Below are 21,944 nucleotides of genomic sequence, written 5' to 3'. Positions count from 1 at the left end.
GAACACGGGAGGGGGTGTACGCCGCTCGCGGGGTCGTCCCCGCGTCGAGTTCCGGACTCTAACCGTCCGCCACCGCTGGCAGACGGTCTGCACGGGAAACTTCCCTCGCCCGAGGGAACCGGTGATTCCTGTTACCGATCGCCGGTTGCCTCGAGTTGACCGCTCACCAGTCGCTGCGTGACGAGGAGCTCGTCGTGAACTTCCGTACGACGTAGATCAGTCCGCCGACCAGTGCCACGAAGACCAGCACCTTGAAGAGCAGGCCGATGACGAAGCCGACGACGCTGGCTATCAGCCCGCCGAACACGACCAGGGCGATGACAGGCACCGCGACCCACTTCACCCACCACGGCAGTCCCGTGAAGATCTCTCGCATCGCCCTCGCCTCTCTGGTGCCCGGCACTTCTGGTGCCGGAGCTTCTGTATGTCCTGCACTCGATGCTAGGGCGGGAGGGGCCCCGGCGGGGGCCTCGCATCCCTTGTCCGCCCCTGACTGATCCCCTAGGGAACCCCGAGGTAGCAGGTCAGCTCTCGGGCGGAGAGAACACCACCATCACCCTGAGGTCCTCGCTGATGTGATGGAACTTGTGCGCGACACCGGCCGGTACGTAGACGACGCTGCCGCGCGCCACCTGGGTGGTCTCCATGCCGACGGTGATCGCGGCGCGGCCGCTGACGACGAAGTAGACCTCGTCCTGGTTGTGCGGCTGCTGCGGGTCGCGCTCGCCCGCGTCGAGGGCGTACAGGCCGACCGACATGTTCCGCTCCCGCAGGAACTGCAGGTAGGCGCCATCGTTGGCGGCGCGCTCCGCCTCCAGTTCGTCCAACCGGAATGCCTTCATCGACTTCGTCCGCCCTTGCCCGTGTCGTAACAGATCTCTTCTGCGACGATCAGACACATGAAGAATTTCGTAGTCAAGACGATCGCCAACGCGGGCGCCCTGGCGGTCGCCGTATGGCTGCTGGACAAGATCACCCTGACCGGCGACAGCACCGGCAAGAAGGTCTGGACGCTGCTCCTCGTCGCCCTGGTCTTCGGTCTGGTGAACTTCCTGGTCAAGCCCATCGTGAAGGTCCTCACCTTCCCGCTGTTCATCCTCACCCTCGGCCTGATCACCCTGGTGGTCAACGCCCTGATGCTGCTGCTGACCTCATGGCTGGCCGACAAGCTCGACCTGAGCTTCCATGTCGAGGGCTTCTGGACCGCCGTCCTGGGCGGCCTGATCATCTCGATCGTGTCCTGGGCGCTCCACGTCGTCCTGCCCGACGAGGACTGAGCGCGCCATGACCTACCGCGTCTGCTTCGTCTGCACCGGCAACATCTGCCGCTCCCCGATGGCGGAGTCGGTCTTCCGCGCCCGCATACGGGAAGCCGGGCTCGACGGCCTGGTGGAGGTCGACAGCGCCGGCACGGGCGGCTGGCACGAGGGCGACGGCGCCGACCCGCGCACCGTCACGGTCCTGGAGAACGGCGGCTACGACGGCACCCACACGGCCCGCCAGTTCCAGCCGTCGTGGTTCGCCCGCCTCGACCTTGTCATCGCTCTCGACGTCGGCCACCTCAAGGCCCTGCGCCGTCTCGCACCCACCTCGCAGGACGCGGAGAAGGTCCAGCTGCTGCGTTCCTACGACCCCGCCGCGGGCGCCGACCTCGACGTGCCGGATCCGTACTACGGGGGCATGGACGGCTTCGAGGAGTGCCTTGAGATGGTGGAGGCGGCGAGCGAGGGTCTGCTCGCCGCGGTACGCGAGGACGTGGAGGGACGGGCGGCATGAGCGCTACGAGCGGGCAGGGGCTCCCTGGGGGCAGCGGTGACGGCACGCGCGCGGTGCGGGCCGGGCTGCCCGAGCCGGTCAGGCACGAGCCGACCCTGCCCGGTCCGGTGTTCGCCGCCCATTTCCATCTGCCGGGCGAGGTGACGGGTCCGTACAGCTACGGCCGCGACGACAACCCGACCTGGACCCTGCTGGAGCGCGCCATCGGCGAGCTGGAGGCGCCCGGGCAGGAGGGCGTGGAGACGCTCGTGTTCGCCTCGGGCATGGCTGCCATCTCCTCGGTGCTCTTCTCGCAGCTGCGGGCCAAAGACGCGGTCGTCCTGCCCGATGACGGCTACCAGGCGCTGCCCCTCGTACGCACGCAGTTGGAGGCCTACGGCATCGAGGTGCGCACGGCGCCCACCGCCGGCGACGCCCAGCTGGACGTCCTCGACGGCGCGAAGCTGCTGTGGATCGAGACGCCGTCGAACCCCGGGCTCGACGTGTGCGACATCCGGCGGCTCACCGAGGCTGCACACGCGCGTGGCGCCCTGGTCGCCGTCGACAACACGCTCGCGACACCGCTCGGGCAGCGCCCGCTGGAGCTCGGCGCGGACTTCTCCGTGGCCAGCGGCACTAAGCAGCTCACCGGGCACGGGGACGTCCTGCTGGGATACGTCACCGGTCGCGACGCCGAGGCCATGGCCGCCGTACGGCGCTGGCGGAAGATCGTCGGGGCGATCGCGGGGCCGATGGAGGCCTGGCTCGCCCACCGTTCGATCGCCACGCTCCAGTTGCGGGTCGACCGGCAGAACGCGACCGCCCTGGTGCTCGCGGAAGCGCTGCGGGGGCGCCCCGAGGTGACCGGGCTGCGCTATCCGGGGCTGGCCGACGACCCCTCGCACAAGGTCGCCTCGCAGCAGATGCGGCGCTACGGGTGCGTGGTTTCCTTCACGCTGCCCACGCGCGCGCGTGCCGACCGTTTTCTCGACGCGCTGCGGCTCGTCGACGACGCGACCAGCTTCGGTGGGGTGCGCTCGACGGCCGAACGCCGCGGGCGCTGGGGCGGAGACGCCGTGCCGGACGGTTTCATCCGTTTCTCGGTGGGTGCCGAGGATCCCGAGGACCTGGTGGCGGACGTCCTGCGCGCGCTGGACGAATCGTCCCGGTAGCCCCTGCGCACCCGCCGAGGGCGGTGTACGGCTACGTACAACGGACGGTCCGAGCCTCCCCCCTCGTGGCTCGGACCGCCCCGGTTCCGCGCGCGAAGAACCGCGCGACCAAGGCTAGTTGACTCTGTGTCAGTGTCCAATCACAGTAGCGACAGAGACCTATCGACATATTTATAGTTGGGCCCTGCCTCGGGGCCGGGAGAAGGGCAGGGAAGAGGAGGGCGTCGCCATGGATCTGGCCTTGCTGCGCACCTTTGTGACGGTGCACCGGGCCGGTTCCTTCACCCGCGCGGCCGCGCTGCTCGGCCTGTCGCAGCCGGCCGTCACCTCACAGATCCGCACCCTGGAGCGGCAGCTGGGGCGTCCCCTGTTCCTGCGGCAGGCCCGGGGAGTGACGCCTACGACCATCGGCGACGAGCTCGCCCACAAGGCGGCGCCGCATCTCGACGCCCTGGTGGAGATCACCGAGGCTGGGCTCGACGACGAGTCCTCCTTACGGACACTGCACCTCGCCGGCCCTCCCGAGTTCACCGCCGAGCGGGCACTGCCCTCGCTCACCGAGCTGACCGGCGAGGACGGCCAGGGCTTCGCCCTGCGCGCCTCCTTCGGGAACGCCGAAGAAGTTCTGGAAGGACTCGCCGCCGGGCATCACGATCTGGCCATCTGTACGGCCCGTCCGCGCGGCGCACTGCTCACGGCGACTGCGCTCTGCGACGAGGAGCACGTCCTGATCGCGGCCCCACACTGGGCCGAGCGGCTCGGCTCCGGAAAACCGCGCCGCAAGGGGGCACGGGTCCTGGAGAACGTCACCTCGGTCAAGGGGAGGCGGGTGTCGGAGGGCGGCTCCGCGGCCAAAGGGAGACGGGCGCCGGAGAGCTTCGCCATGACCAAGTCCGCACCCGCGCTGGAGCACGTCCCGGTGGTCGAGGTGCACGAGTCGCTGCCCTTCGTCTCCCGCTACTGGGCTTCGGTCTTCGACTCTCTCCCGGCCGCCCCGGGCACGGTGATCGTCCCGGACCTGCGTGCGGTCCTCGCCTGCGCGGTGGCAGGCGCCGGGCTCGCCGTGCTGCCCCGCTATCTGTGCGCATCCGCCTTGCAACGCGGTGAGGTCGTCGCGCTGCACGATCCTACGGTGCCGCCCCTGCGGACGTACTTTCTGGTGGTCCGCACCGGCACCCTGGCGATGCCGCACATCGCGCGGGCCCACGAGTGGTTGCTGGGGGCGGCCGGCGACTGGTGCTGAGCCGCGTATTTCAGCTGGTCACCGCCTCGCGGTGCCGCCGACCGCCAGCTCGCTCCGAGCCGTTCACACGGTGAGCTCATTCGGTGACGTTTCGCGATGTTTCACGTGGAACCAGCGGGGCCACATTTCTCCCATGACCGTCCGACCCGTGGTCAAGCGCACCGCCCGCGCCGTTCTGCTGGACGGTGACGACCTGATTCTGATCAAGCGCACCAAGCCCGGCATGGATCCCTACTGGCTCACGCCCGGCGGCGGAGTCGAGCCGGACGACACAACCGTCGTCGACGCCCTGCACCGCGAGGTGTACGAGGAGCTCGGCGCCAAGATCACCGACGTGGTGCCCTGCTTCGTCGACACCGTCGAACACATCAGCGCGGACGGCGGTGCGACCGGCGTGAAGGTGCAGCACTTCTTCGTCTGCCACCTGGAGTCGATGGATCCCTCCCTGCGGCACGGCCCCGAGGTGGACGAGCCCATCGGCGAGTACGAGATCGTGCGGGTGCCGTTCACTCGTGTCGGGATCGCTTCCGTCCACCTCGTACCGCTGTCGCTGCGGCACTACCTGGACGGCAACATCGAGGGCGTACGCGCCATGCACGCCCCGGACCTCGGCTGACCTCCGGCACTGGGTCACTGAGCGGCGGCGACGAGCTCCTCCAGCGAGTCGTGGCGTATGCGTTCCGACGGGATGCCACTGTCCCTGAGTGCGTCCACACCGCTGCGGATCATTCCGGGCGGGCCCGAGAGATAGGCGTCGTATTCGTTCCACGGTCCGTACGCGCGTATGGCGTCCGGGAGCTGGAGGTGCGCCTGCTGGTCGATGACCGCACGGACCGAGAGCCATGGGTGGGACTGCTGGAGCCTGAGCATGGTGTCGATGTCGTAGAGGTCGTGGTCGGTGCGGGCACCGTAGAACACCTCGACCGGGCGCCGTTCGCCGTGCTCGGCGACGTCCTCGACGAGTGCCTTGATGGGCGCTATGCCGGTCCCGCCGCCCAGGCAGAGCAACCCGCTGTCGGTGGTGTGGTCGACGGTCATCGAACCGGCGGGCGGGCCGAGCCGGATGATGTCACCAGGCCGGGCACGGTGCACCAGGGCGTTGGAGACCCAGCCCGCGGGGACGGCCTTCACGTGGAACGACAGCAGACCGTCGGAGCGGGGCGCGGAAGCGAAGGAGTAGTGCCGCCAGATCCGCGGCCACCAGGGCGTCTCCACGCTCGTGTACTGGCCTGCAAGGAAGGGATAGGGCTGGTCGGGGCGGACGGTGACGACCGCGACGTCCGGTGTTCTGAGGTCGTGCGCCACGACTTCCGCGTACCACCAGGCGGGGGCGCGCAGTTCGTCCGTCGCCGCCGCGTCGATCATGACCTGCGAGATCGTGGTGTACGTCCGGACCCATGCCGCCTCGAGCTCCGGATTCCAGATGGCGGAGGCGTACTTGCTCAGGGCACCGATGAGGCACTCGCCGACAGCCGGGTAGTGCTCGGCCCGGGTTCCGTACTTGCGGTGTCCGCGGCCGAGGTTCTGCAGATACTCGACGAGGACCTCGGTGTTGTCGATGTGCTCGGCCGCGGTGAGCAGCGCCTTGAGCAGCCGGTCCCGCTGAGTGTCCATCGCGGCCGGGAACAGCGACCGGAGGTCGGGGTGGCGTACGAAGAGCAGCGCATAGAAGTACGAGGTGACCTTGTCGGCCACGGGTCCGACCTCGGCCATGGTCCGGCGGACGAGGACGGCATCCGGGGAGGCGTCCTGCTTCGGGGCGGAGCGCTGGGCGGGTACGCGGTGTTCGGCGGGCGGTGCTTCGGGAGGCGCGGCTTGGGTGAGGAGGGGAGTCTGGACGAGCGAGGCCTGGGCGAGCGGGGATTGGACGGACGGAGCCGGGGCGGGCGGGCCGGAGGCGGAGGCCGGTATGAGGGGCGATATCTCGGGCGTCTGTATCGCGGTGGTCTCGCCGGTCCCGGTGGCGGCCGGTACGTCGGCCGGGGTGACGGGCGGTGCGCCGACTGACGGCGATGTGGGCGGTGTGTCATCGCTGGCTTCGGCGGGCGGCTGTGCGCCGTCGGTTGGCGTGGCAGGCGGTGTGTTCGGCGTCGGCGGGTCCATGTCGGCGCCGGCGGCGGTCCTGCTGCCCACCGGGCGCATCGCCGCCAGGCGACGGCCGTCGGTGGGTTCCTGTTCGCTGCCCGGAGTCGTCGCCGGCTGCTTGCGCGGCGTGAACCAGCCGCTCCCGCCGCCGGAAGTGCCGTTGTCGGCCGGCGTGGTGATCGGAGCGTCCATGGTGTGCCTCGCCTCGAACATCTTTCGGTCGGTCTGCGCACTTCCCTGGTCGGAAGATGCCTGCTTTCCCCCGCAGACGGCTTGCTCTGGTCCGGCGCCGCAGCCAATGCGGCCACATTCAACCCGTGTTCCGGCTCCGTACGGACAAGTAGGCGAGAGTGTGACATTGGCCGCAGCACTCTCACCGCAGCGTCCCACCCGGTATGGACGCCCGGCCTCATTACCGGAAATGCGGGTCTTCGATCTCTCCGTCCCGTTAGGCTGCATTGCCCTGCTCTCGGCCCGCTCGGGACGAGTGAGGAGCTCCTCACCCGGACGCGAACCGGAGTCGACCATACCGGCCACCGTTCCGCACACAAGTCCCCCCTCCTCCTCCACGAATATGACGAGGGGCGAACCGTCAATTACTTCAATTACCGGGCGTGTCGCACCAATTCATAGGCTTCCCACAGATCCCGCCCCATATAGGCGTGGGTCGAGATGCCGGCCAGATGGCTGTCCGCATTGACCGCGACGGAGATCGGCACCGCCCCGAACAGGTCCTTGTCCGACAGGGAGTCCCCGTAAGCGATGCAGTCGGTCCGTGTCACGCCGAACTCCTCGCACAGCCGGTCGGCGATCCGGACTTTGGCCGCGGCGCTCAACACTCCTGCCGGATCGACGGGCTCGGTGAACGGCAGTGCGGGAAAGTGGGACCCGTACGCCGCATGTGCGCCCCAGCCGATGAGCTTCTCCACGAAGAAGGAGGGCGAGAGCGACACGACGGCGCAGTAGTCGCCGTCGCTCCTGATCTCCGCCCAGACCTCGCGGATACGAGCCAGCCAAGGGGCACTTTCGAAAGCCGCCGCCACATGAGCCTCGGTGAGTTCCGCCCAGAGCGTGTACACCTCCGCCGCGTATTCGGGCGGCCCGATCAGCCCTGCCCCGATCGCCTGATCGAGCGCCACCGCCTCGGCTTCCAGCCCGAGCTGCCGGGATATCTCCACGGGCGCGGTGCTTCCGTGCAACAACGTGCCGTCGAGGTCGAAGAGATGAAGTCTGGCCATGCCGCCGAGGCTAACGGGGTGCTTGTCCGGCTTCAGGGGCGGCCACCGGACGGTCGCCGTTCGCCGATGTTTCACGTGAAACACCCAGCGCCTATTTGCAGGCTGTGCCGTTGGCTACGAACATGGCCAAAAGCTCGTCCGTCCTACGGGAAACAGGTGGACGACGAGGGCGCCCGTCAGACAGCCTGACCTGCGTGCCGACTCCTTCCCTCACCGCTCTGCCCATCCGCCGTCTGACGCGTCGCGATCTCACCGCCTGCGCCGACTTGTCCGAGGACCGGGGGTGGCCACGCGAGGAGCACAAGTGGGGCTTCCTCCTCACAGCCGGCAAGGGCTACGGCATCGACGACCCCGACGGCGGGCTCGTCAGTGCCTGCGTGGTCACGGAGTACGGGCCGCAGGACCAGCCCGATCTCGGCGCCATCGGCATGGTGTTGGTGGCCGGACGGCATGCCCGCCAGGGCATCGGACGCCGGTTGATGCGCCACGTCGTCTCGGCGATGGGCACCACACCGCTGACGCTGCACGCGACGCCGTACGGTCGCCCGCTCTATGAAGAGCTCGGCTTCAAGGTCACCGGCCGGGCCGAGATGCTGTGCGGCCACTTCACGCCGGGCGGTCCGCCGCCCGAGGTCGCCACGCGTGCGGTCACCGCCGAGGACCTCACCGGCATCCTCCGGCTCGACGGGGAGGTCTTCGGTGCCGATCGCACGCACATCATCACCCGGCTGCCTGCCTTCGCCGACCAGTTGCGGGTCGCCGAGGAGAACGGCCGGATCATCGGCTACGCGGCCGCCTGGCCCAACATGGACACCCATGTCGTCGGCCCGCTGATCGCCCGCGACACAGCAACGGCGAAGGCGCTGATCGCCTCCCTCGCCGACCACACCGACCGCCCTCTGCGTACCGACATCGACGTACGGCACGAGGAGTTGCTGGCGTGGGCGAAGGAACACGGTCTGGCATCCACCGCCTTCAACGCCGTCATGACCTATGGCATCGCGGAACTCCCTGGGGACTGGAGCCGGCGCTTCGCGCCGCTGACGGTGGCGGCCGGCTGAGGTCCGGCAGGCCGAGTTCTGATACGACCAAGCCGGTTCCCCAGGGATTCGGGAACCGGCGTTCGCCGTGTACAACTCGTGGTGAAGGTTACGGAGAGCAGTATGCGGCTCAGCGGTGAAGGGCAGCTCGCTGATCCGTCGGCACGGCTTCAGCGACCACCGTGCTCGGCGCGCTGTCTCGGCGTTCCAAAGCGGCCGAGAGGAAGGCGAGCAGCAGGGCGGCCGCGGCGAGGGCGGCACCGACCCAGTTGGGGGCGGTGTACCCGAGGCCGGCCGAGATGACGAGACCGCCGAGCCAGGCGGAGAGCGCGTTGCCGAGATTGAAGGCGCCGATGTTCACGGCCGACGCCAGGGTCGGGGCGCCGTGTGCCTGATCCAGGACGCGCTTCTGCAGCGGCGGGACGGTGGCGAACCCCAGGGCACCGATGAGCGCGATCGTAACGGCCGCCAGGGCCTTGTGGTGGGCGGTGAGCGTGAAGAGGGCGAGGACAACGGCCAGTGCGCCCAGAGAGACGTAGAGCATGGGCATCAGGGCGCGGTCGGCGTACTTGCCGCCGACGAGGTTGCCGCCGACCATGCCGAGACCGAAGAGGACCAGCAGCCAGGTGACCGAGCCGTCGGCGAAGCCTGCGACCTGGGTCATCATCGGCGCGATGTAGGTGATGGCCGCGAAGACGCCGCCGAAGCCCAGGACGGTCATCGCCATCGCGAGCAGGACCTGCGCGTTCTTGAAGGCAGCCAGTTCGTGGCGCAGGCTCACGCCTTCCGCCTTGGGCATGTCGGGGACGAGCTTGGCGATGCCGAGGAGACCGATCACGCCCAGGACGGCGACGATCCAGAAGGTGACGCGCCAGCCGACGGACTGCCCGACGAGTGTGCCCAGCGGGACACCGACCACGTTGGCGACGGTCAGTCCGGTGAACATCATCGCGATGGCTCCGGCCTTCTTGTCGGGGGCGACCAGGTCGGCCGCGACGACCGATCCGATGCCGAAGAAGGCGCCGTGGGCGAGGGAGGCGATCACGCGGCCGATCAGCATGACGGCAAAGGTGGGTGCGAGGGCGGACAGCAGATTGCCGGCGATGAACAGACCCATCAACAGCATCAGCATCCGCTTGCGGGAAATCTTGGTACCGAGCGCGGTCATCAGCGGGGCACCGAACATGACACCGAGCGCGTAGCCGGTCACCAGGAAGCCGGCAGTGGGGATGGAGACCCCGAAGTCGCCCGCGACCTCGGGCAGCAGGCCCATGATCACGAACTCGGTCGTTCCGATTCCGAAGGCCCCGATCGCGAGAGCTAGAAGCGCGAGCGGCATGGGGGTGACACCTTCCCAGACGATTGCAGGAGCGTGTTGCGCACGGCCACATTAATTGCATGCGCTCGATACATGCAAACGCGGACTATTTCGGCGTCGTTATATCTTGGTGACAGCCGCTCCTGGACGGAGGAAACCCGATGACCGCCACAGACCCCGCACTCACCGCCCTCGCCCAGGGCTGGTGCGTCCTGTCGCTGCTGCACGGCAGGATCGAGGCCCACATCGGGCGGGCCTGCAGGCGGGACACGACCTGAGCGTCCGCGAGCACTCCCTGCGCGAAGCCCTCGACACCGCTGCCAACAACCCCGAACTCGCCCCACTCGTACGAGCCGTCGAGACCCTCCGCACACCGTCATAGGGACGCCTCTGCATAGAGTGCGGGCATGGGAGATCTTGAGATACGGCCCGCCACGACGGACGACATTCCCGCGATCGTCGCCATGCTCGCCGACGACCCCCTGGGTGCCCAACGCGAGTCACCGGACGACCTGACGCCCTACTTGGCAGCGCTCGAACGCCTCACCGCCGACCTCAACCAGCGTCTGGTGGTCGCCGTTCGTGAGGGCCGCGTCGTCGGTACGCTCCAACTCACGATCATTCCCGGGCTGTCCCGGCGCGGTTCCACCAGGTCGATCGTCGAAGGCGTACGCATCCACGCAGACGAACGCGGCAGCGGTCTTGGGACGCGGCTCATCGAATGGGCCATCGAGGAATCCCGCCGCCAGGACTGCCAGTTGGTCCAGCTGACCTCGGACAACACCCGCACAGATGCCCACCGTTTCTACGAGCGGCTCGGCTTCACGGCCTCTCACGTGGGCTTCAAGCTCCAGTTGTGACATGCCGCTTCGAGGGCGGCATGACGCTCTCGGTTGTGACGCGACGAGGGGGCCTGTTTCACGTGAAACAGGCCCCCTCGTCGCGAGCGCGTCTAGCCGATGCCGCGCCAGCCCTCGGGATCCACCCCACCGGGCAGGGAGGCCCCCTCGTCGTACGGCTGACGTGTGAAGACAAACGACCCGAGATCCAGATGGCTCACGGAGCCGTCCGGGCGCCGTACAGCCTTCAGGAGCTCTCCGGCGTAGTAGCCCTCCAGGCCCGTCCAGGTCCCGTCGCCGTTCGCCCGGAACCGCGAACGGCGGCCGTTGCCGGAAAGGGGCTCCAGCGAGACGAGCCCGTCGGCCGTCAGCCGCAGGGCAAAGGCATGGGTCCCCCAGTACCACTGGCCCGCCAACTCAAGGGGAGTAGCGTCACCTTCGGGCAGGGGCCGCCACGGATCGGGGAAGCGCGGCTCAGCCTCGGCGACGATCCGTACGAGGTCGGCGCCCACGGCCGACAGCAACGGCCCGGAGGTGCAGTTGGCCAGCACCACCGCCGCGACGTCGTCCACCACGCTGATGGTGAGGTTGGCCAGGAAGCCCGGCAGTGACCCCGAATGTCCCACGAGCAGCCGTCCGTCCCGGTGCTGGATCTGCAGCCCGAGACCGTACGTGGCGCCGTCCACGACATCCGCGGCCTCCGCCGGTGCGGCGGGCGTCCGCATCTCCCGCACGGTGTCTGCGCTCAGCACCCTGTCGTCCCCCTTCGCCAGGAAGGCGGCGAAGCGTGCCAAGTCTCCTGTGGTCGACCAGAGTTGACCGGCCGGAGCCATCAGTCCGAGATTCTCGGTGGGTTCGGGCAGCATCACGTCGGCCCACGGATGCACCGCCCACCCGCCGGCCTGTGGAGCCTGCGGCCGTGTGCCCGTACGGTCCAGGGCCAGAGGTTCGAGCACTTCGCGCCGTAGTACGTCCTCCCATGGAGCCCCGCGCAGCTTCTCGACGAGCGCGCCCAGGAGGGTGTAACCGGGGTTGGAGTAGTGGAAGCGGCGGCCGGCCGGATGCCGGAAGGGCTGCTCCCCCAGCACGTCGGCGAGTTCGGGCCGCAGGGACCCCGGAGTGCGCTCCCACCACGGCGCGGGTGACTCGGCCGCCAGACCGCTGGTGTGGGCCAGCAGTTCGGCGATCGTGGCCTCCCCCGCACCGGTGCCCGCCACGTGCTTCTCCAGGGAGTCACCAAGGTCGAGTGCACCCTCGTCGCGCAGTCGCAGCACGAGAACGGCGGTGAACGTCTTGGTGATCGACCCGATCCGGTACTGCACGTTCTCGTCCGGGCCGTGCCCTTCCACCGAGGTCCGCGAGCCGTGCCACACGGCCTGCCCGCCCCGTACGACCGCCGCGACCAGCGACGGCGCACGCCCTTCCGCCTGGGCCACGGCAATCCGGTGCAACAGCGCCCGGCGTGTGCCGGGAAGCAGCTCTTCCTGAGGTGTCGTCATGGCCCCAGTCCATCCTGCGGGGCACTCTGGCGTCGAGCTCATTTGGCCCTCGATGGGACGGCTGTAGACCGTATGAAGCGGTCGTTCTGGGCAGTGTCTGAGGGCGGTTGCCGCGCTGAAGACCGATGCCCCGCAGGGAAGTTGACGCGGGTTGCCCTCCGGTGAGCACGGTGGCGGGTAGTGCCGCAATTACCGGGAGGCAGCGGATGTTTTCCGAGCGTACTTCGGTCGGTCTGGATGTCCACGCCCGCACCATGATGGCCTGGGCTCTGGACGGCGAGACGGGCGAGGTTTTCAGCGAACGGCTCGACGCCGAGATACACAATGTATTGGCGTGGGTGGCCACGCTGCCCCAGCCGGCGGCGGTGGCCTACGCGGCAGGACCCACCGGGTTCGTGCTGGCCCGGGCCCTGGACTCGATCGGGCTTCGCTGCGTGGTGGCAGCCCCGTCGAAGATGGAGCGCCCCGCGGGCGACCGGATCAAGACCGACCAACGGGATGCCCAGCGGCTGGCCAAGCTGTGGCGGATGGACGAGCTGCCGGTGGTGCGGGTCCCGACGCCGGCCGAAGAGGCCGCCCGGGACCTCGTCCGAGGCCGCGACGACGTGCGCCGGGACCTGGCCCGGGCCCGCAACCGAATCTCCAAGCTGCTCCTGCGGCAAGGGCGGGTCTGGCGGGGCGGATCGGGCTGGACCTACATCCACCACGAGTGGCTGCGCAAGCAGCGATTCGACGACGCGGACACTCAGTTCGCCTACGACAACGGATATGAGGAGGTCCTGGCCCTGGAGACGATGCGCGACCGCTTCGATGAGCGACCGCTTCGATGAGCGCATCACCGACGCGGCCGCCCGCCCCGAATGGTGTCCGGTCGTGCGCCGCCTGTCCTGCCTGCGCGGCATCAACACACTCTCGGCACTCGGCCTGGCCGTCGAGGTCGGCGACTGGCAGCGGTTCACCGGCGCGACCATCAGCGCCTACCTCGGCCTGGTGCCCAGCGAACACTCCTCGGGCCCCCACCGATTCCAGGGGCCGATCACCAAGACCGGCAACAGCCACGCGCCGCCTGCTGGTCCAGGCGTCGTGGCACCACTACAAGCCCTACCGCGGTCCGGGCGTGACCCTGCGCCGCCGCATGGAGCTGGCTCCTCGACCCGTGCGCCAGCGGGCCGACCTCGGCAACCGGCGGCTCCACCAGCGGTGGGAGAGTGTCCTGGCCCGGAAGAAGAACACCAACGTCGCCGCCGTCGCCGTGGCCCGCGAACTCGCGGGCCGGTGCTGGAGTTTGGCGGTGATGGATTGACCCTGCGGGGTCCACAGAACGGCCGGCGGGAGGCCGGACGTGTTCAGCGCGAGGGACGATGCCCGCGGACCCTATGAGCACCCGCTCCGGCGGGCCACGCTCGGCTGTAGACCAAAGGCACTGCCCCCGACGAACATCCGGTCATGCGGTAACCAACCCGCGGATATCAGGCTGACCGCGCGTCGACGCACAACACGCCACCGACCTCCCGCCGGTCCCACAGCACCACCCCCAGGCCCACACCGACGAGCCCATACACTCCTGCCCACTTGACAAAAACGCCTACATATCAGGGTCTCGCCGCCGATGACATGTCGATCTTCTGTGACCTGCTGGTTCTCTGTAGTCTCACCGCGATGTCACCCAAGATCAGTCTCAGATCGATGGCATTTCCTCGGCGGAACGATGAGTCTGCGGCTGAGCCACCGAGCACGAGGACTACATGCGAGCTCAGATCGCGCACCGATGAGTTTCCCGCGCCGCGCCGGTCTGTACGCGTGAGACCGACTCACGGAAGGCTGGCGCCATGCGGAAACTGATCTACGGCATGAACCTGTCCCTGGACGGCTACATCGCCGCGCCCGGCGACGACATCGGCTGGGGCGTGCCGAGCGACGAGCTGTTCCAGTTTTGGTCCGACCAGTTGCAGGCGACCAACCTGTCGCTGTACGGGCGCAAGCTGTGGCAGACGATGAGCTCCCACTGGCCGACCGGCGACCAGCAGCCCAACGCCACCCCGGCGGAGATCGAGTTCGCGCGCCGCTGGCGGGACATGTCGAAGGTGGTGTTCTCCTCGACGATCGACAAGGTCGACTGGAACACCCGCCTGGTCACCGGCGACGCGGTCGTCGAGATCACCCGGCTCAAGGCCGAGGACGGCGGCCCGATGGACATCGGCGGCGCGACGCTCGCCGGGGCGGCCATGCGGGCCGGGCTGATTGACGAGTACGTGCTGGCCACCGCGCCGGTCCTGGTGGGCGGCGGCACTCCGTTCTTCACCGCGCTGGACAGCTGGGTGAACCTGAACCTGGTGGAGACGCGGACGTTTCCCTGCGGCGTGATCCTGACCAGGTACGAGACGAGGCGCTGAGCGCCCGTCCGGGAGTCACGGGCCAAATGCTCCGCGGGTGACACCGGAGGAGCTGGCTCGGTTGCGCCGCGCCCGCGACCTCATGGACCGCGAGTACGCCGAACCGCTCGACGTGCCCGCGACGGTGCGGGCCACCCTGATGTCGCCCTCACACTTCGCCCGCCAGTTCCCCGCGTACGGCGAGACGCCATACAGCTACCTAATGACCGCCACGCTTCGAGGCACTGCTCGACGGCGAAGGACCAGCCAACATCAATCCCACCGGCATCCGCGACGAGCAGCTCGCCAATATCCGGGCCATCTACCCACCCGAAAAGGAAGCCCTCGGCACCCTGGCCATCGAGATCGGGCTTCTCGGCTGACGCCCAGGCCGCCTGAGGTATTTCACGCCCGACCCGCTCGGCGAATGTCAGCCGCGCGGGTCTGTCCAGCCAACGGTGCAACTCGGATGGTGTGAGTTAGCGGCGGCCGACGGAGAGCCGCCCGGCCGAACCTCTTCAACCGCCTCGGTAGAGACAGTTACGTCGCTCATCAGGTTCTACTTCCATGATCGGGAGGGGCCTCTCAGCGGGTGTTGCGCTCCGCCACCGCCCTGGCTGTGTCGCTGAGTACTTGCGGCAGATCGTGCTTACCAACGATCACTTCGAGGAAGCGGATGCGATCGGCATGCGCCGAGAACCGGGCGAGTGCATCGTGGAGCTCGCCGAGGGTGCGAGCCTGCGCGGTGACGGCGTCGGCGCCGAGAGCGCCGGGGACGGCCTGCCAGTCCCAACGGCTGATGTCGTTGTAGGCCGCGTTCCATCCGTTGATTGCTCGTTCGACGGTGTAGCCGTCGTTGTTGACGAGAACGATGATCGGGGCGAGGCCCTCGCGGGCGATGGTGCCGATCTCCTGCACGGTCAGCTGAGCCGCGCCGTCCCCGATGACCAGGACGGCGCGCCGGTCCGGTGATGCCGCGAGTTGAGCGCCCGCCACGGCGGGCAGGCTATAGCCGATGGAGGACCAGCCGGGTTGCGCGATGACCTCGACGTCGGCCGGCAGGCGTTGACCGATGAGGCCGTAGAACGCCGTTCCCTGGTCGGCGGCGATGATGTCGCCGGGTTGGAAGAAGCGGCCGAGCCGGTCCCACAGCAGATCCTGGTTCAGCGGAGTGAAGGGATCGGCGGCCGCGGGGCCGGCGGGCCGGGCGGCGTCGGCTGCGGGTGCGACTGTGTCGAGGGCGGCCGGGACCAGGCGGGCGAGCTCGTCCAGTGCCTGGTGGATGGTGACGCCCTCGAACAGCTGCGCACCGACGGTGGCGTACGAGGGCTGGAGGCCGATCAGACGGGACGCTTCGATGCCGGTGGTGAACCCGCCCGTGTTGAGGTCGTGCTCGACCAGGCCGACACCGATGGTCACGTCCACCTGTTCGACCTTGTGCCGGACCTCCGGCGCGGATATCGCCCCGTTGTAGACGCCGACGAACCCAGGAAGGGATTCGTCGACGACACCCTTGCCGCTGGGGGTGACGGCCACCGCCGGCCGCCCCTTGCGCAGAAGGGCGTCGAGCTCCGGCCGGACCCCGTGGCGCGCGGCGAGGGAGTCCACGAGCACGGTGACCTCGGCATCGTCGTCCAGGAGCCGGGCCGCGGCTTCGGAGAAGTCACGCACCCTGTCCTCCGCGCTTCCGCGCACCGAACCGGTCGCGGGCACCGGGTCGACGGCACCCGGGCACGGCAGGCCGACCAGGTCCGAGGGCAATGCCAGGTACCCCGGCTTCTTCTCCCGCAGGACGGTGGCGACAACCCGGTCAATCTCCTGTACCGCCATCTCCTCGGTGACAGTCGCCGCGGCGCAGGTGACTTCCTCTGCCGCGCGCAGGAAATGGCGGTGGTCGCCGTCGAGCAGACTGTGATGGACGGGCAAGCCCCGGCGCTGGATCTCTCGGGTGGGGGCGCCGACGACCTGCAGGACGGGCACGCTTTCGGCGTAGGACCCGGCAATACCGTTGATCGCGGACAGTTCGCCGACGCCGTAGGCGGTGACGAGGACGGCGAAACCGTTGAGCCGGGCGTAGCCGTCGGCCATGTAGGCGGCGTTGAGCTCGTTCGCGTTGCCGATCCAGCGCAGGAGGGGGTGGGCGTCGATCTCGTCGAGGAGTGCGAGATTGTAGTCGCCGGGGACGCCGAAGACATGGCGCACGCCGGCCGCGGCGATACGGTGCAGCAGATATCCGCTGATGGTGGACAGGGGTTCCTGGCTCATGAGGTCCTTGCCTTCTGGAAGCGTTCAGCCCAGCAGGGGCAGCTTTCCGACGATCTTGGAAACGCGGTTGCGGGGGCCGACGATGCTCACCGCGCAGTAGTCCAGCTCCGCGCTGTCGGTGTTCTCCACGGATGCGGCGTAGTCGGTGTAGACGAGGGTGTGCTGGGCGACGGCGGGCATGTCGGCGACGAAGGTGTCGGCGCACGAGGCCGCTTTCTCGCGAATGGCGCGCAGCGCGGCCGGATCGGCGGCGAGCACCGAGCAGCCCACCCAGGGCAGCGCTGGGTGGACGGACCCCGTCGCATCGGAGATGTCCACCCCGAGCAGGCCGGGAACTCGAGCCACGGTCGGAGCCGCAGCGCAGACCGCGGCGTTCGCGGCGCGGCCCGGAGGCAGCTCGCTGTTGACGACGATCACCCATTTCAGGCGAGCCGAGCGGGTCGACAGGCTGAGGTCGACCTCGTTCGGGGCGAAGCCGACCACGGCGCCGTCGGGAATTGCAGTCGGATGCACGGAGGACCAACCGGGAGGTAGCCGCAGCAGTCGGCGTGTCCCCGACGACGGCGCTCGACCGTACCCGGGCTCTGCGCCGACGGGGGATCATCCGTGGCGCGATCCTCGACGTGGACCTCACCGCGATCGGGCGCCCCGTGCAGGCACTCATCGCCGTGCGCGTCCGGCCACCGTCACGCCCGGTGATCGAGAGCTTCCGCAACTGGGCCATGGGCCTGCCGGACATTCTCGGCGTCTTCGTCACCACGGGCACCGAGGACTTCATCCTTCACGTCGCCGTTCCTGACAACGCGAGTCTTTACGCCTTCGTCATCGACCGCCTCACCGAACGGCCGGAGGTCGCCGATGTGCGCACCTCGATCGTCTACGAGCACCTCGCCAACAACCACATCAGCCCAGCGCACGGCACCGCCTAATCGTCAGAGAGTGTCTGACGAACGGCGTCTCCAGCGGACGCAGGCCTCGTCGGGCAACTCCAGAACCCACACCGCGTCCAATGGCGGACACCCTCGACCCGGCTGGGGCAAAGGACGCCGTCGTCATTCGCATACGGCGGCAACACCCGCCCCGACAGGGACGCCCAGGTCAAAGCGGTGAAGGCCCACGAACCATTCAGCGTGGCGCCATGGGCAGCGCGCCGTCGAGGCGGATGACCTCGCCGTTGAGCATGGTGTTGGCGACGATGTGGTCGACGAGGGCGGCGAATTCCTCCGGACGTCCGAGCCGAGGCGGGTGGGGCACGGCCTGGCCCAGCACCCGGCACGCCGGTTCCGGCATCGCGGCCGGCAGGGGTGTGTCGAACAGCCCGGGTGCGATGGCCACGACACGGATCGCTCGTTCGGCCAGATCCCGGGCAGCGGACAAGGCCATTGACGCCACTGCGCCCTTGGTCGCCGCGTAGGCCGCCTGGCCGATCTGTCCGTCCATTCGGCCCTGTCTGTGACGTCCAGGCGAATGGCCAGCGCGTGCTCTCCGAGTTCCTTCGCGACGGCGGTAACCTCCGGCAGGTCGATGTCGGCGAGGACCACTCGAGCTCCCGCCTTGTAAAAGGCTTGGGCCTCCCCCCGCCCGATACCCCCTGCCATCGGCACTGGCCCGCGTGCCGCCTTTGGCCGACGGGCCCGGCGTCGCATGCGCGTGTGCCGGCGCGGTCAGTCTGTGGTGAAGCTGGACAGTGCCGCGGCCGGGAGGCGGCTGCCTGCCGAGCCGTGGGGAAGGATCTCAGTGATGCGGGCCAGATCGGCGGCGGAGAGCTGGACGTCGATGGCGTCGGCATTCTCCTCAAGGCGCTTGGTGCTGCGGGTGCCGGGAATGGGCGCGACGTCCTCGCCCTGGGCAAGCAGCCAGGCCAGCGCGAGTTGGGCGGTAGTGATGCCCCTGGTGTCGGCCAGATTCTTGAGCTCTTCGGTGGCGTGCAGGTTGTACGTGTAGTTCTCGCCCTGCCAGCGCTCGTCCCAGCTGCGCATGTCGTCCGCGGGGTACTCGCTCGCGGGCTTGACCGCGCCGGTGAGGAAGCCGCGGCCGAGCGGGGAGTAGGGCACCAGGCCGATGCCGAGTTCCCGCAGGACGGGAAGGATCTTTTCCTCCACCTCCCGCTCGAAGAGCGAGTACTCGTACTGGAGCACGGAGACCGGAGTGACGGCGTGGGCGCGGCGGATGTACTGGGGGCCGACGTTGCTCAGGCCGAAGTACTTCACCTTGCCTTCGGTGATCAGTTCGCCGACCACGCCGGCGACCTCCTCGACCGGAATGGTGGGGTCGGAGATGTGCTGGTAGAAGAGGTCGATGTGGTCGCTCTGCAGGTAGCGCAGGCTGTTCTCGGCGACCTTGCGGATGTTTTCCGGGCGGCTGTTGAAGCCGGAGCCGAGCGGCTGGGCGGTCATGTCGAAGCCGAACTTGGTGGCGAGGACCACCTCGTCGCGGAAGTCTTTGACTGCCTTGCCCAGGAGGATCTCGTTGCTGGCGGTACCGGCGCCGTACAGCTCGGCGGTGTCGAAGAAGTCGATCCCGAGTTCGTGGGCGCGGCGGATGGTCGCGATGCCCTCGTCGTCGTTCGAGGCGCCGTAGGCCATGGACATGCCCATGATCCCCAGGCCGAGCGCCGAGACGCGCAGACCCTGAGAGCCCAGATTGCGGTGCTGCATGAGTTCACTCCCTCAGTGTTTCGCCGGCTTCACCTGAAGAGGCCAAACCGAACTGTTCCGTTTGACTCTACGCGCCGATCGTCCGGATGCCAAACCAAACGGTTCGGTGCTCTATCCTGGGGCTATGTCCCAGTCCCGCGACTCCGGCCAGACCGCAGCGCCCGCAGCCGCCGGCGGCGGCGGCGACACCACGCGCGAGCGCATCCTTACCGCTGCCATGGAGGAGTTCGCCCGCCACGGCATCGCCGGCGCCCGCGTGGACCGCATCGCCAAGCTCGCCAAGACCAGCAAAGAACGCGTCTACGCCTACTTCCGCGGCAAAGATGCGCTCTATGCCGACGTCGCTGCACGGGAGCACGTCGTCATCGCCGAGGCCACCCAGATGGACCCGTCCGACCTCCCTGGCTACGCCGGCCGCCTGTTCGACTACTTCGTCGCCCGTCCAGACCACCACCGCCTGATCACCTGGGGCCGCCTCGAACTGCCGGGCACCACAGCCGTTGCCGACGATCCCGCCCAGGCAGTGATCGCCCGCAAAATCGACCAGCTCCGCCAGGTGCAGCAGGCTGGACAGCTCGACCCCGCCTGGGACCCGGCCGACGTCCTCGCCCTGGTCAACCAGATCGCCATGACCTGGGCGTCGCAACCCGAACTCAGCGAGGCCGCCGCCGCACACGCCGTGGACCCCACCACCGCCGCCCGCCGCGCCGCGGTGGTGACCGCTGTCGAGCGGCTTTTCCCTCGATCGCGCTGAGGTCCCCCGGACCGGCGGCAGCCCTGCTCGAACATTCCCGAAACGGCGCCGGCCGCCCTTGCCACTCACCAATGGGCGCATCCTGCTGAAAAATCAGCGCTCCTGGGCCAGGGAAATAGATGCCGGGTGGGCAGGCACGGGCGCCTGTTTGCGGCAACTTCAATTGGCCGCGCTCGGGTATAGAAGTTGGCCCCACCGGGAGGTCGTGGGGGGCGTGTGAGGGTCACCACCTGGCAAAACACCGAGGTCACTGGTACTGGCCGACCGGTCGGCCAAGCCGAGCACGGCGGGCTCCCCGCCGAACGGCGGACAAGTCCCGCCGCCCGGCGACATGCCGGAACCCGGCAGACGCGCGGACCATCGTCGTACGATCCGCCGCATACAGCATGAGGAGCAGAAGCAATGACGCTTACGCCACCCCCGTTCGACCCGGAGCTCGCGGCCGTCCTGGAAATGATCAAGGAAACGCTGCCCCTCAAGCTGACCATGGACGAGATCGAGGCCCTGCGCAACGGGCCCGGCATTGCGATGTTGGCCGCCATGGACCTGACCCTGGACGGCGCCTTCGAGGTCGAGGACCGGGTCGTGGCCGGCCCCGAGAACGCGCCCGACATCTCGCTGCTGATCTGTCGGCCGGCCGCTCCGGCGACGGACCGTCCACTGCCCGTGATCTACCACATCCACGGCGGCGGCATGGTGGCCGGCAACAACCGCGCCGGCGTGGACGACGCGCTGCGGTGGGCGAAGGAGCTGGGCGCGGTCGTGGTGTCCGTGGAATACCGGCTGGCGCCGGAGCACCCGCACCCTGCGCCCATCGACGACGTGTACGCCGGGCTGCTGTGGACCGCCGAGCACGCCGAGGAGATCGGCGCCGACGCCGAGCGGATCGTCATCGCGGGTGGCAGCGCGGGCGGTGGCCTGACGGCCGCGCTGGCACTGCTCCTCCGGGACCGCAAAGGTCCGCGACCCGTCGGCCAGCTGCTGATGTACCCGATGCTCGACGACCGCAACGACACCCCCTCCGTGCACCAGATGGAGGGCCTCGGCGGGTGGGACCGCACGGCCAACGAGACCGGGTGGACCGCGTTGCTCGGCGAGCGGCGCGGCGGCCCGGACGTCTCCCCGTACGCCGCCCCGGCCCGCGCGGAGGATCTGTCCGGGCTGCCCCCGGCCTTCCTCGACGTCGGCTCGGCCGAGACGTTCCGCGACGAGGTCGTCACCTACGCCACCCGCCTGTGGCAGGCCGGCGGAGTCGCCGAGCTCCACGTATGGCCCGGCGGCTTCCACGGCTTCGACGGCCTCGCCCCCCAGGCAACCCTCTCCCAGGCCTGCCAGACGGCCCAGATGGAGTGGCTGCGCCGACTGCTCGCGGAGTAGCGGGGCAGGTGCCGTAAACCCGGGGCGAGGACACCGCCCCGGAGGGCACAGCCCCAGGGCGCGCGGGGAACTGCGCGACCAGCCCCCACCGGACCCGCAGCAGAGTGCCGGGACCACAACCTCCAAGAAGCGCGGCAGGGGGCCGCGGGCGCAACCCCAAGGGACGGCTTTAGGGGTGCTTTCAGAAAGCCGGATGTTTGGGGGCGAGGGTCATGCAGTGTGCGAGCTGGAGGAAGGCGTCGTGCATGTCGTCGCGTACTTCCCAGCGGGTCTCCGTAGGCGGCGGGGTCCGTGGAGCCAGGCGATGGCGGACTCGGCGACCCACCGCAC

The 21,944-nt window shown here is 69.0% G+C and carries 23 protein-coding genes and 5 pseudogenes; 16 read left to right on the top strand and 12 right to left on the bottom strand.

The features are described from left to right. Positions 1 to 163: 163 nt before the first annotated feature. Both AC5P09_RS28720 and AC5P09_RS28715 read right to left on the bottom strand, forming a co-directional pair. Positions 164 to 376: a DUF5326 family protein gene (locus AC5P09_RS28720; protein WP_307676004.1), complete on the bottom strand. Its 213-nt coding sequence runs from the start codon at positions 374 to 376 to the stop codon at positions 164 to 166. Positions 377 to 524: 148 nt separating this feature from the next. Next, positions 525 to 842 (bottom strand): cupin domain-containing protein, encoded by a 318-nt coding sequence (locus tag AC5P09_RS28715; RefSeq protein ID WP_266436733.1) that lies wholly within the window; start codon positions 840 to 842, stop codon positions 525 to 527. Between the two features lie 57 nt (positions 843 to 899). Here AC5P09_RS28715 and AC5P09_RS28710 point away from each other — a divergent pair, with 57 nt between their 5' ends. The 5 genes from AC5P09_RS28710 (at position 900) to AC5P09_RS28690 (ending at position 4,786) form a co-directional block, all read left to right on the top strand. Then, positions 900 to 1,277, top strand: a complete 378-nt coding sequence (locus AC5P09_RS28710) for a phage holin family protein (protein ID WP_307676005.1) — start codon at positions 900 to 902, stop codon at positions 1,275 to 1,277. 7 nt (positions 1,278 to 1,284) lie between these two features. Continuing rightward, positions 1,285 to 1,776, top strand: coding sequence for a low molecular weight protein-tyrosine-phosphatase (locus AC5P09_RS28705; protein ID WP_266436729.1), 492 nt, complete (start codon positions 1,285 to 1,287; stop codon positions 1,774 to 1,776). After that, entirely contained in the window at positions 1,773 to 2,927 is a 1,155-nt protein-coding gene (locus AC5P09_RS28700) for a cystathionine gamma-lyase (protein WP_493876656.1), read from the top strand. Before AC5P09_RS28705 ends, AC5P09_RS28700 begins: the two co-directional genes overlap by 4 nt. Before the next feature lie 229 nt (positions 2,928 to 3,156). Beyond that, complete coding sequence (locus tag AC5P09_RS28695) at positions 3,157 to 4,170, top strand: LysR family transcriptional regulator (protein ID WP_493876655.1); 1,014 nt, start codon at positions 3,157 to 3,159, stop codon at positions 4,168 to 4,170. Positions 4,171 to 4,303: 133 nt separating this feature from the next. Continuing rightward, the gene (locus AC5P09_RS28690) at positions 4,304 to 4,786 is read left to right on the top strand and encodes an NUDIX domain-containing protein (RefSeq protein WP_493876654.1); all 483 of its coding nucleotides are present in this window, start codon (positions 4,304 to 4,306) and stop codon (positions 4,784 to 4,786) included. 14 nt (positions 4,787 to 4,800) lie between these two features. On the opposite strand, the gene AC5P09_RS28685 is transcribed toward AC5P09_RS28690, so the two are convergent. Continuing rightward, on the bottom strand, positions 4,801 to 6,447 hold the full coding sequence (locus tag AC5P09_RS28685; RefSeq protein ID WP_493876653.1) for a globin domain-containing protein: 1,647 nt from the start codon (positions 6,445 to 6,447) through the stop codon (positions 4,801 to 4,803). A 413-nt stretch (positions 6,448 to 6,860) separates the two neighbouring features. Further along, complete coding sequence (locus tag AC5P09_RS28680) at positions 6,861 to 7,493, bottom strand: HAD family hydrolase (protein WP_493876716.1); 633 nt, start codon at positions 7,491 to 7,493, stop codon at positions 6,861 to 6,863. A 194-nt stretch (positions 7,494 to 7,687) separates the two neighbouring features. On the opposite strand from AC5P09_RS28680, the gene AC5P09_RS28675 reads away from it, so the two are divergent. Further along, positions 7,688 to 8,554 (top strand): GNAT family N-acetyltransferase, encoded by an 867-nt coding sequence (locus tag AC5P09_RS28675; RefSeq protein WP_493876652.1) that lies wholly within the window; start codon positions 7,688 to 7,690, stop codon positions 8,552 to 8,554. Between the two features lie 109 nt (positions 8,555 to 8,663). Here the strand turns inward: AC5P09_RS28675 and AC5P09_RS28670 are convergent, their stop codons facing one another. Beyond that, complete coding sequence (locus AC5P09_RS28670; protein ID WP_493876651.1) at positions 8,664 to 9,872, bottom strand: MFS transporter; 1,209 nt, start codon at positions 9,870 to 9,872, stop codon at positions 8,664 to 8,666. 140 nt (positions 9,873 to 10,012) lie between these two features. Here AC5P09_RS28670 and AC5P09_RS28665 point away from each other — a divergent pair. Both AC5P09_RS28665 and AC5P09_RS28660 read left to right on the top strand, forming a co-directional pair. Further along, positions 10,013 to 10,233, top strand: a pseudogene (locus AC5P09_RS28665) (hypothetical protein). Positions 10,234 to 10,258: 25 nt separating this feature from the next. Continuing rightward, complete coding sequence (locus tag AC5P09_RS28660) at positions 10,259 to 10,711, top strand: GNAT family N-acetyltransferase (protein WP_493876650.1); 453 nt, start codon at positions 10,259 to 10,261, stop codon at positions 10,709 to 10,711. A 92-nt stretch (positions 10,712 to 10,803) separates the two neighbouring features. Here AC5P09_RS28660 and AC5P09_RS28655 read toward each other — a convergent pair whose 3' ends face one another. Next, complete coding sequence (locus AC5P09_RS28655) at positions 10,804 to 12,189, bottom strand: serine hydrolase domain-containing protein (protein ID WP_493876649.1); 1,386 nt, start codon at positions 12,187 to 12,189, stop codon at positions 10,804 to 10,806. A 206-nt stretch (positions 12,190 to 12,395) separates the two neighbouring features. Between AC5P09_RS28655 and AC5P09_RS28650 the strand changes: the two genes are divergently transcribed. The 5 genes and pseudogenes from AC5P09_RS28650 to AC5P09_RS28630 form a co-directional block, all read left to right on the top strand. Next, complete coding sequence (locus AC5P09_RS28650) at positions 12,396 to 13,019, top strand: IS110 family transposase (protein ID WP_493876648.1); 624 nt, start codon at positions 12,396 to 12,398, stop codon at positions 13,017 to 13,019. Continuing rightward, positions 12,958 to 13,188 (top strand): annotated as a pseudogene (locus AC5P09_RS28645) (hypothetical protein); the annotation flags it as partial. The gene AC5P09_RS28650 and the pseudogene AC5P09_RS28645, both read left to right, overlap by 62 nt. A 118-nt stretch (positions 13,189 to 13,306) precedes the next feature. Further along, a complete protein-coding gene (locus AC5P09_RS28640) occupies positions 13,307 to 13,492 on the top strand; it encodes a hypothetical protein (RefSeq protein ID WP_493876719.1) in 186 nt (61 codons plus the stop codon). A gap of 526 nt (positions 13,493 to 14,018) precedes the next feature. Beyond that, positions 14,019 to 14,582 (top strand): dihydrofolate reductase family protein, encoded by a 564-nt coding sequence (locus AC5P09_RS28635; protein WP_493876647.1) that lies wholly within the window; start codon positions 14,019 to 14,021, stop codon positions 14,580 to 14,582. Between the two features lie 209 nt (positions 14,583 to 14,791). After that, positions 14,792 to 14,944 (top strand): annotated as a pseudogene (locus AC5P09_RS28630) (ASCH domain-containing protein); the annotation flags it as partial. 202 nt (positions 14,945 to 15,146) lie between these two features. Here the strand turns inward: AC5P09_RS28630 and AC5P09_RS28625 are convergent. Both AC5P09_RS28625 and AC5P09_RS28620 read right to left on the bottom strand, forming a co-directional pair. Next, complete coding sequence (locus AC5P09_RS28625) at positions 15,147 to 16,826, bottom strand: alpha-keto acid decarboxylase family protein (protein WP_493876646.1); 1,680 nt, start codon at positions 16,824 to 16,826, stop codon at positions 15,147 to 15,149. A 24-nt stretch (positions 16,827 to 16,850) separates the two neighbouring features. After that, entirely contained in the window at positions 16,851 to 17,339 is a 489-nt protein-coding gene (locus tag AC5P09_RS28620) for a DUF2000 domain-containing protein (RefSeq protein ID WP_493876645.1), read from the bottom strand. Here AC5P09_RS28620 and AC5P09_RS28615 point away from each other — a divergent pair. Continuing rightward, on the top strand, positions 17,324 to 17,755 hold the full coding sequence (locus tag AC5P09_RS28615) for an Lrp/AsnC family transcriptional regulator (RefSeq protein ID WP_493876644.1): 432 nt from the start codon (positions 17,324 to 17,326) through the stop codon (positions 17,753 to 17,755). The genes AC5P09_RS28620 and AC5P09_RS28615 overlap by 16 nt on opposite strands. Positions 17,756 to 17,951: 196 nt before the next feature. On the opposite strand, the gene AC5P09_RS28610 is transcribed toward AC5P09_RS28615, so the two are convergent. The 3 genes and pseudogenes from AC5P09_RS28610 to AC5P09_RS28600 form a co-directional block, all read right to left on the bottom strand. After that, on the bottom strand, positions 17,952 to 18,266 hold the full coding sequence (locus AC5P09_RS28610; protein ID WP_493876643.1) for an SDR family oxidoreductase: 315 nt from the start codon (positions 18,264 to 18,266) through the stop codon (positions 17,952 to 17,954). Between the two features lie 53 nt (positions 18,267 to 18,319). Then, positions 18,320 to 18,424: pseudogene (locus AC5P09_RS28605) on the bottom strand (L-iditol 2-dehydrogenase); the annotation flags it as partial. A gap of 66 nt (positions 18,425 to 18,490) precedes the next feature. Further along, positions 18,491 to 19,483 (bottom strand): aldo/keto reductase, encoded by a 993-nt coding sequence (locus AC5P09_RS28600; RefSeq protein ID WP_493876642.1) that lies wholly within the window; start codon positions 19,481 to 19,483, stop codon positions 18,491 to 18,493. Positions 19,484 to 19,607: 124 nt separating this feature from the next. Here AC5P09_RS28600 and AC5P09_RS28595 point away from each other — a divergent pair, with 124 nt between their 5' ends. Further along, entirely contained in the window at positions 19,608 to 20,237 is a 630-nt protein-coding gene (locus AC5P09_RS28595; protein WP_493876641.1) for a TetR/AcrR family transcriptional regulator, read from the top strand. A 402-nt stretch (positions 20,238 to 20,639) separates the two neighbouring features. Then, positions 20,640 to 21,614 carry an alpha/beta hydrolase gene (locus AC5P09_RS28590; protein WP_493876640.1) on the top strand — a complete coding sequence of 325 codons (975 nt, stop codon included), beginning with the start codon at positions 20,640 to 20,642 and terminating at the stop codon, positions 21,612 to 21,614. A gap of 181 nt (positions 21,615 to 21,795) precedes the next feature. On the opposite strand, the pseudogene AC5P09_RS28585 reads toward AC5P09_RS28590, so the two are convergent. After that, positions 21,796 to 21,944: pseudogene (locus AC5P09_RS28585) on the bottom strand (IS5/IS1182 family transposase); the annotation flags it as partial.

The organism is Streptomyces sp. a15 (genome assembly GCF_059026085.1).
The sequence above is the reverse complement of the archived record's forward strand: the minus strand, read 5'-3'. Positions and strand labels throughout refer to the sequence as shown.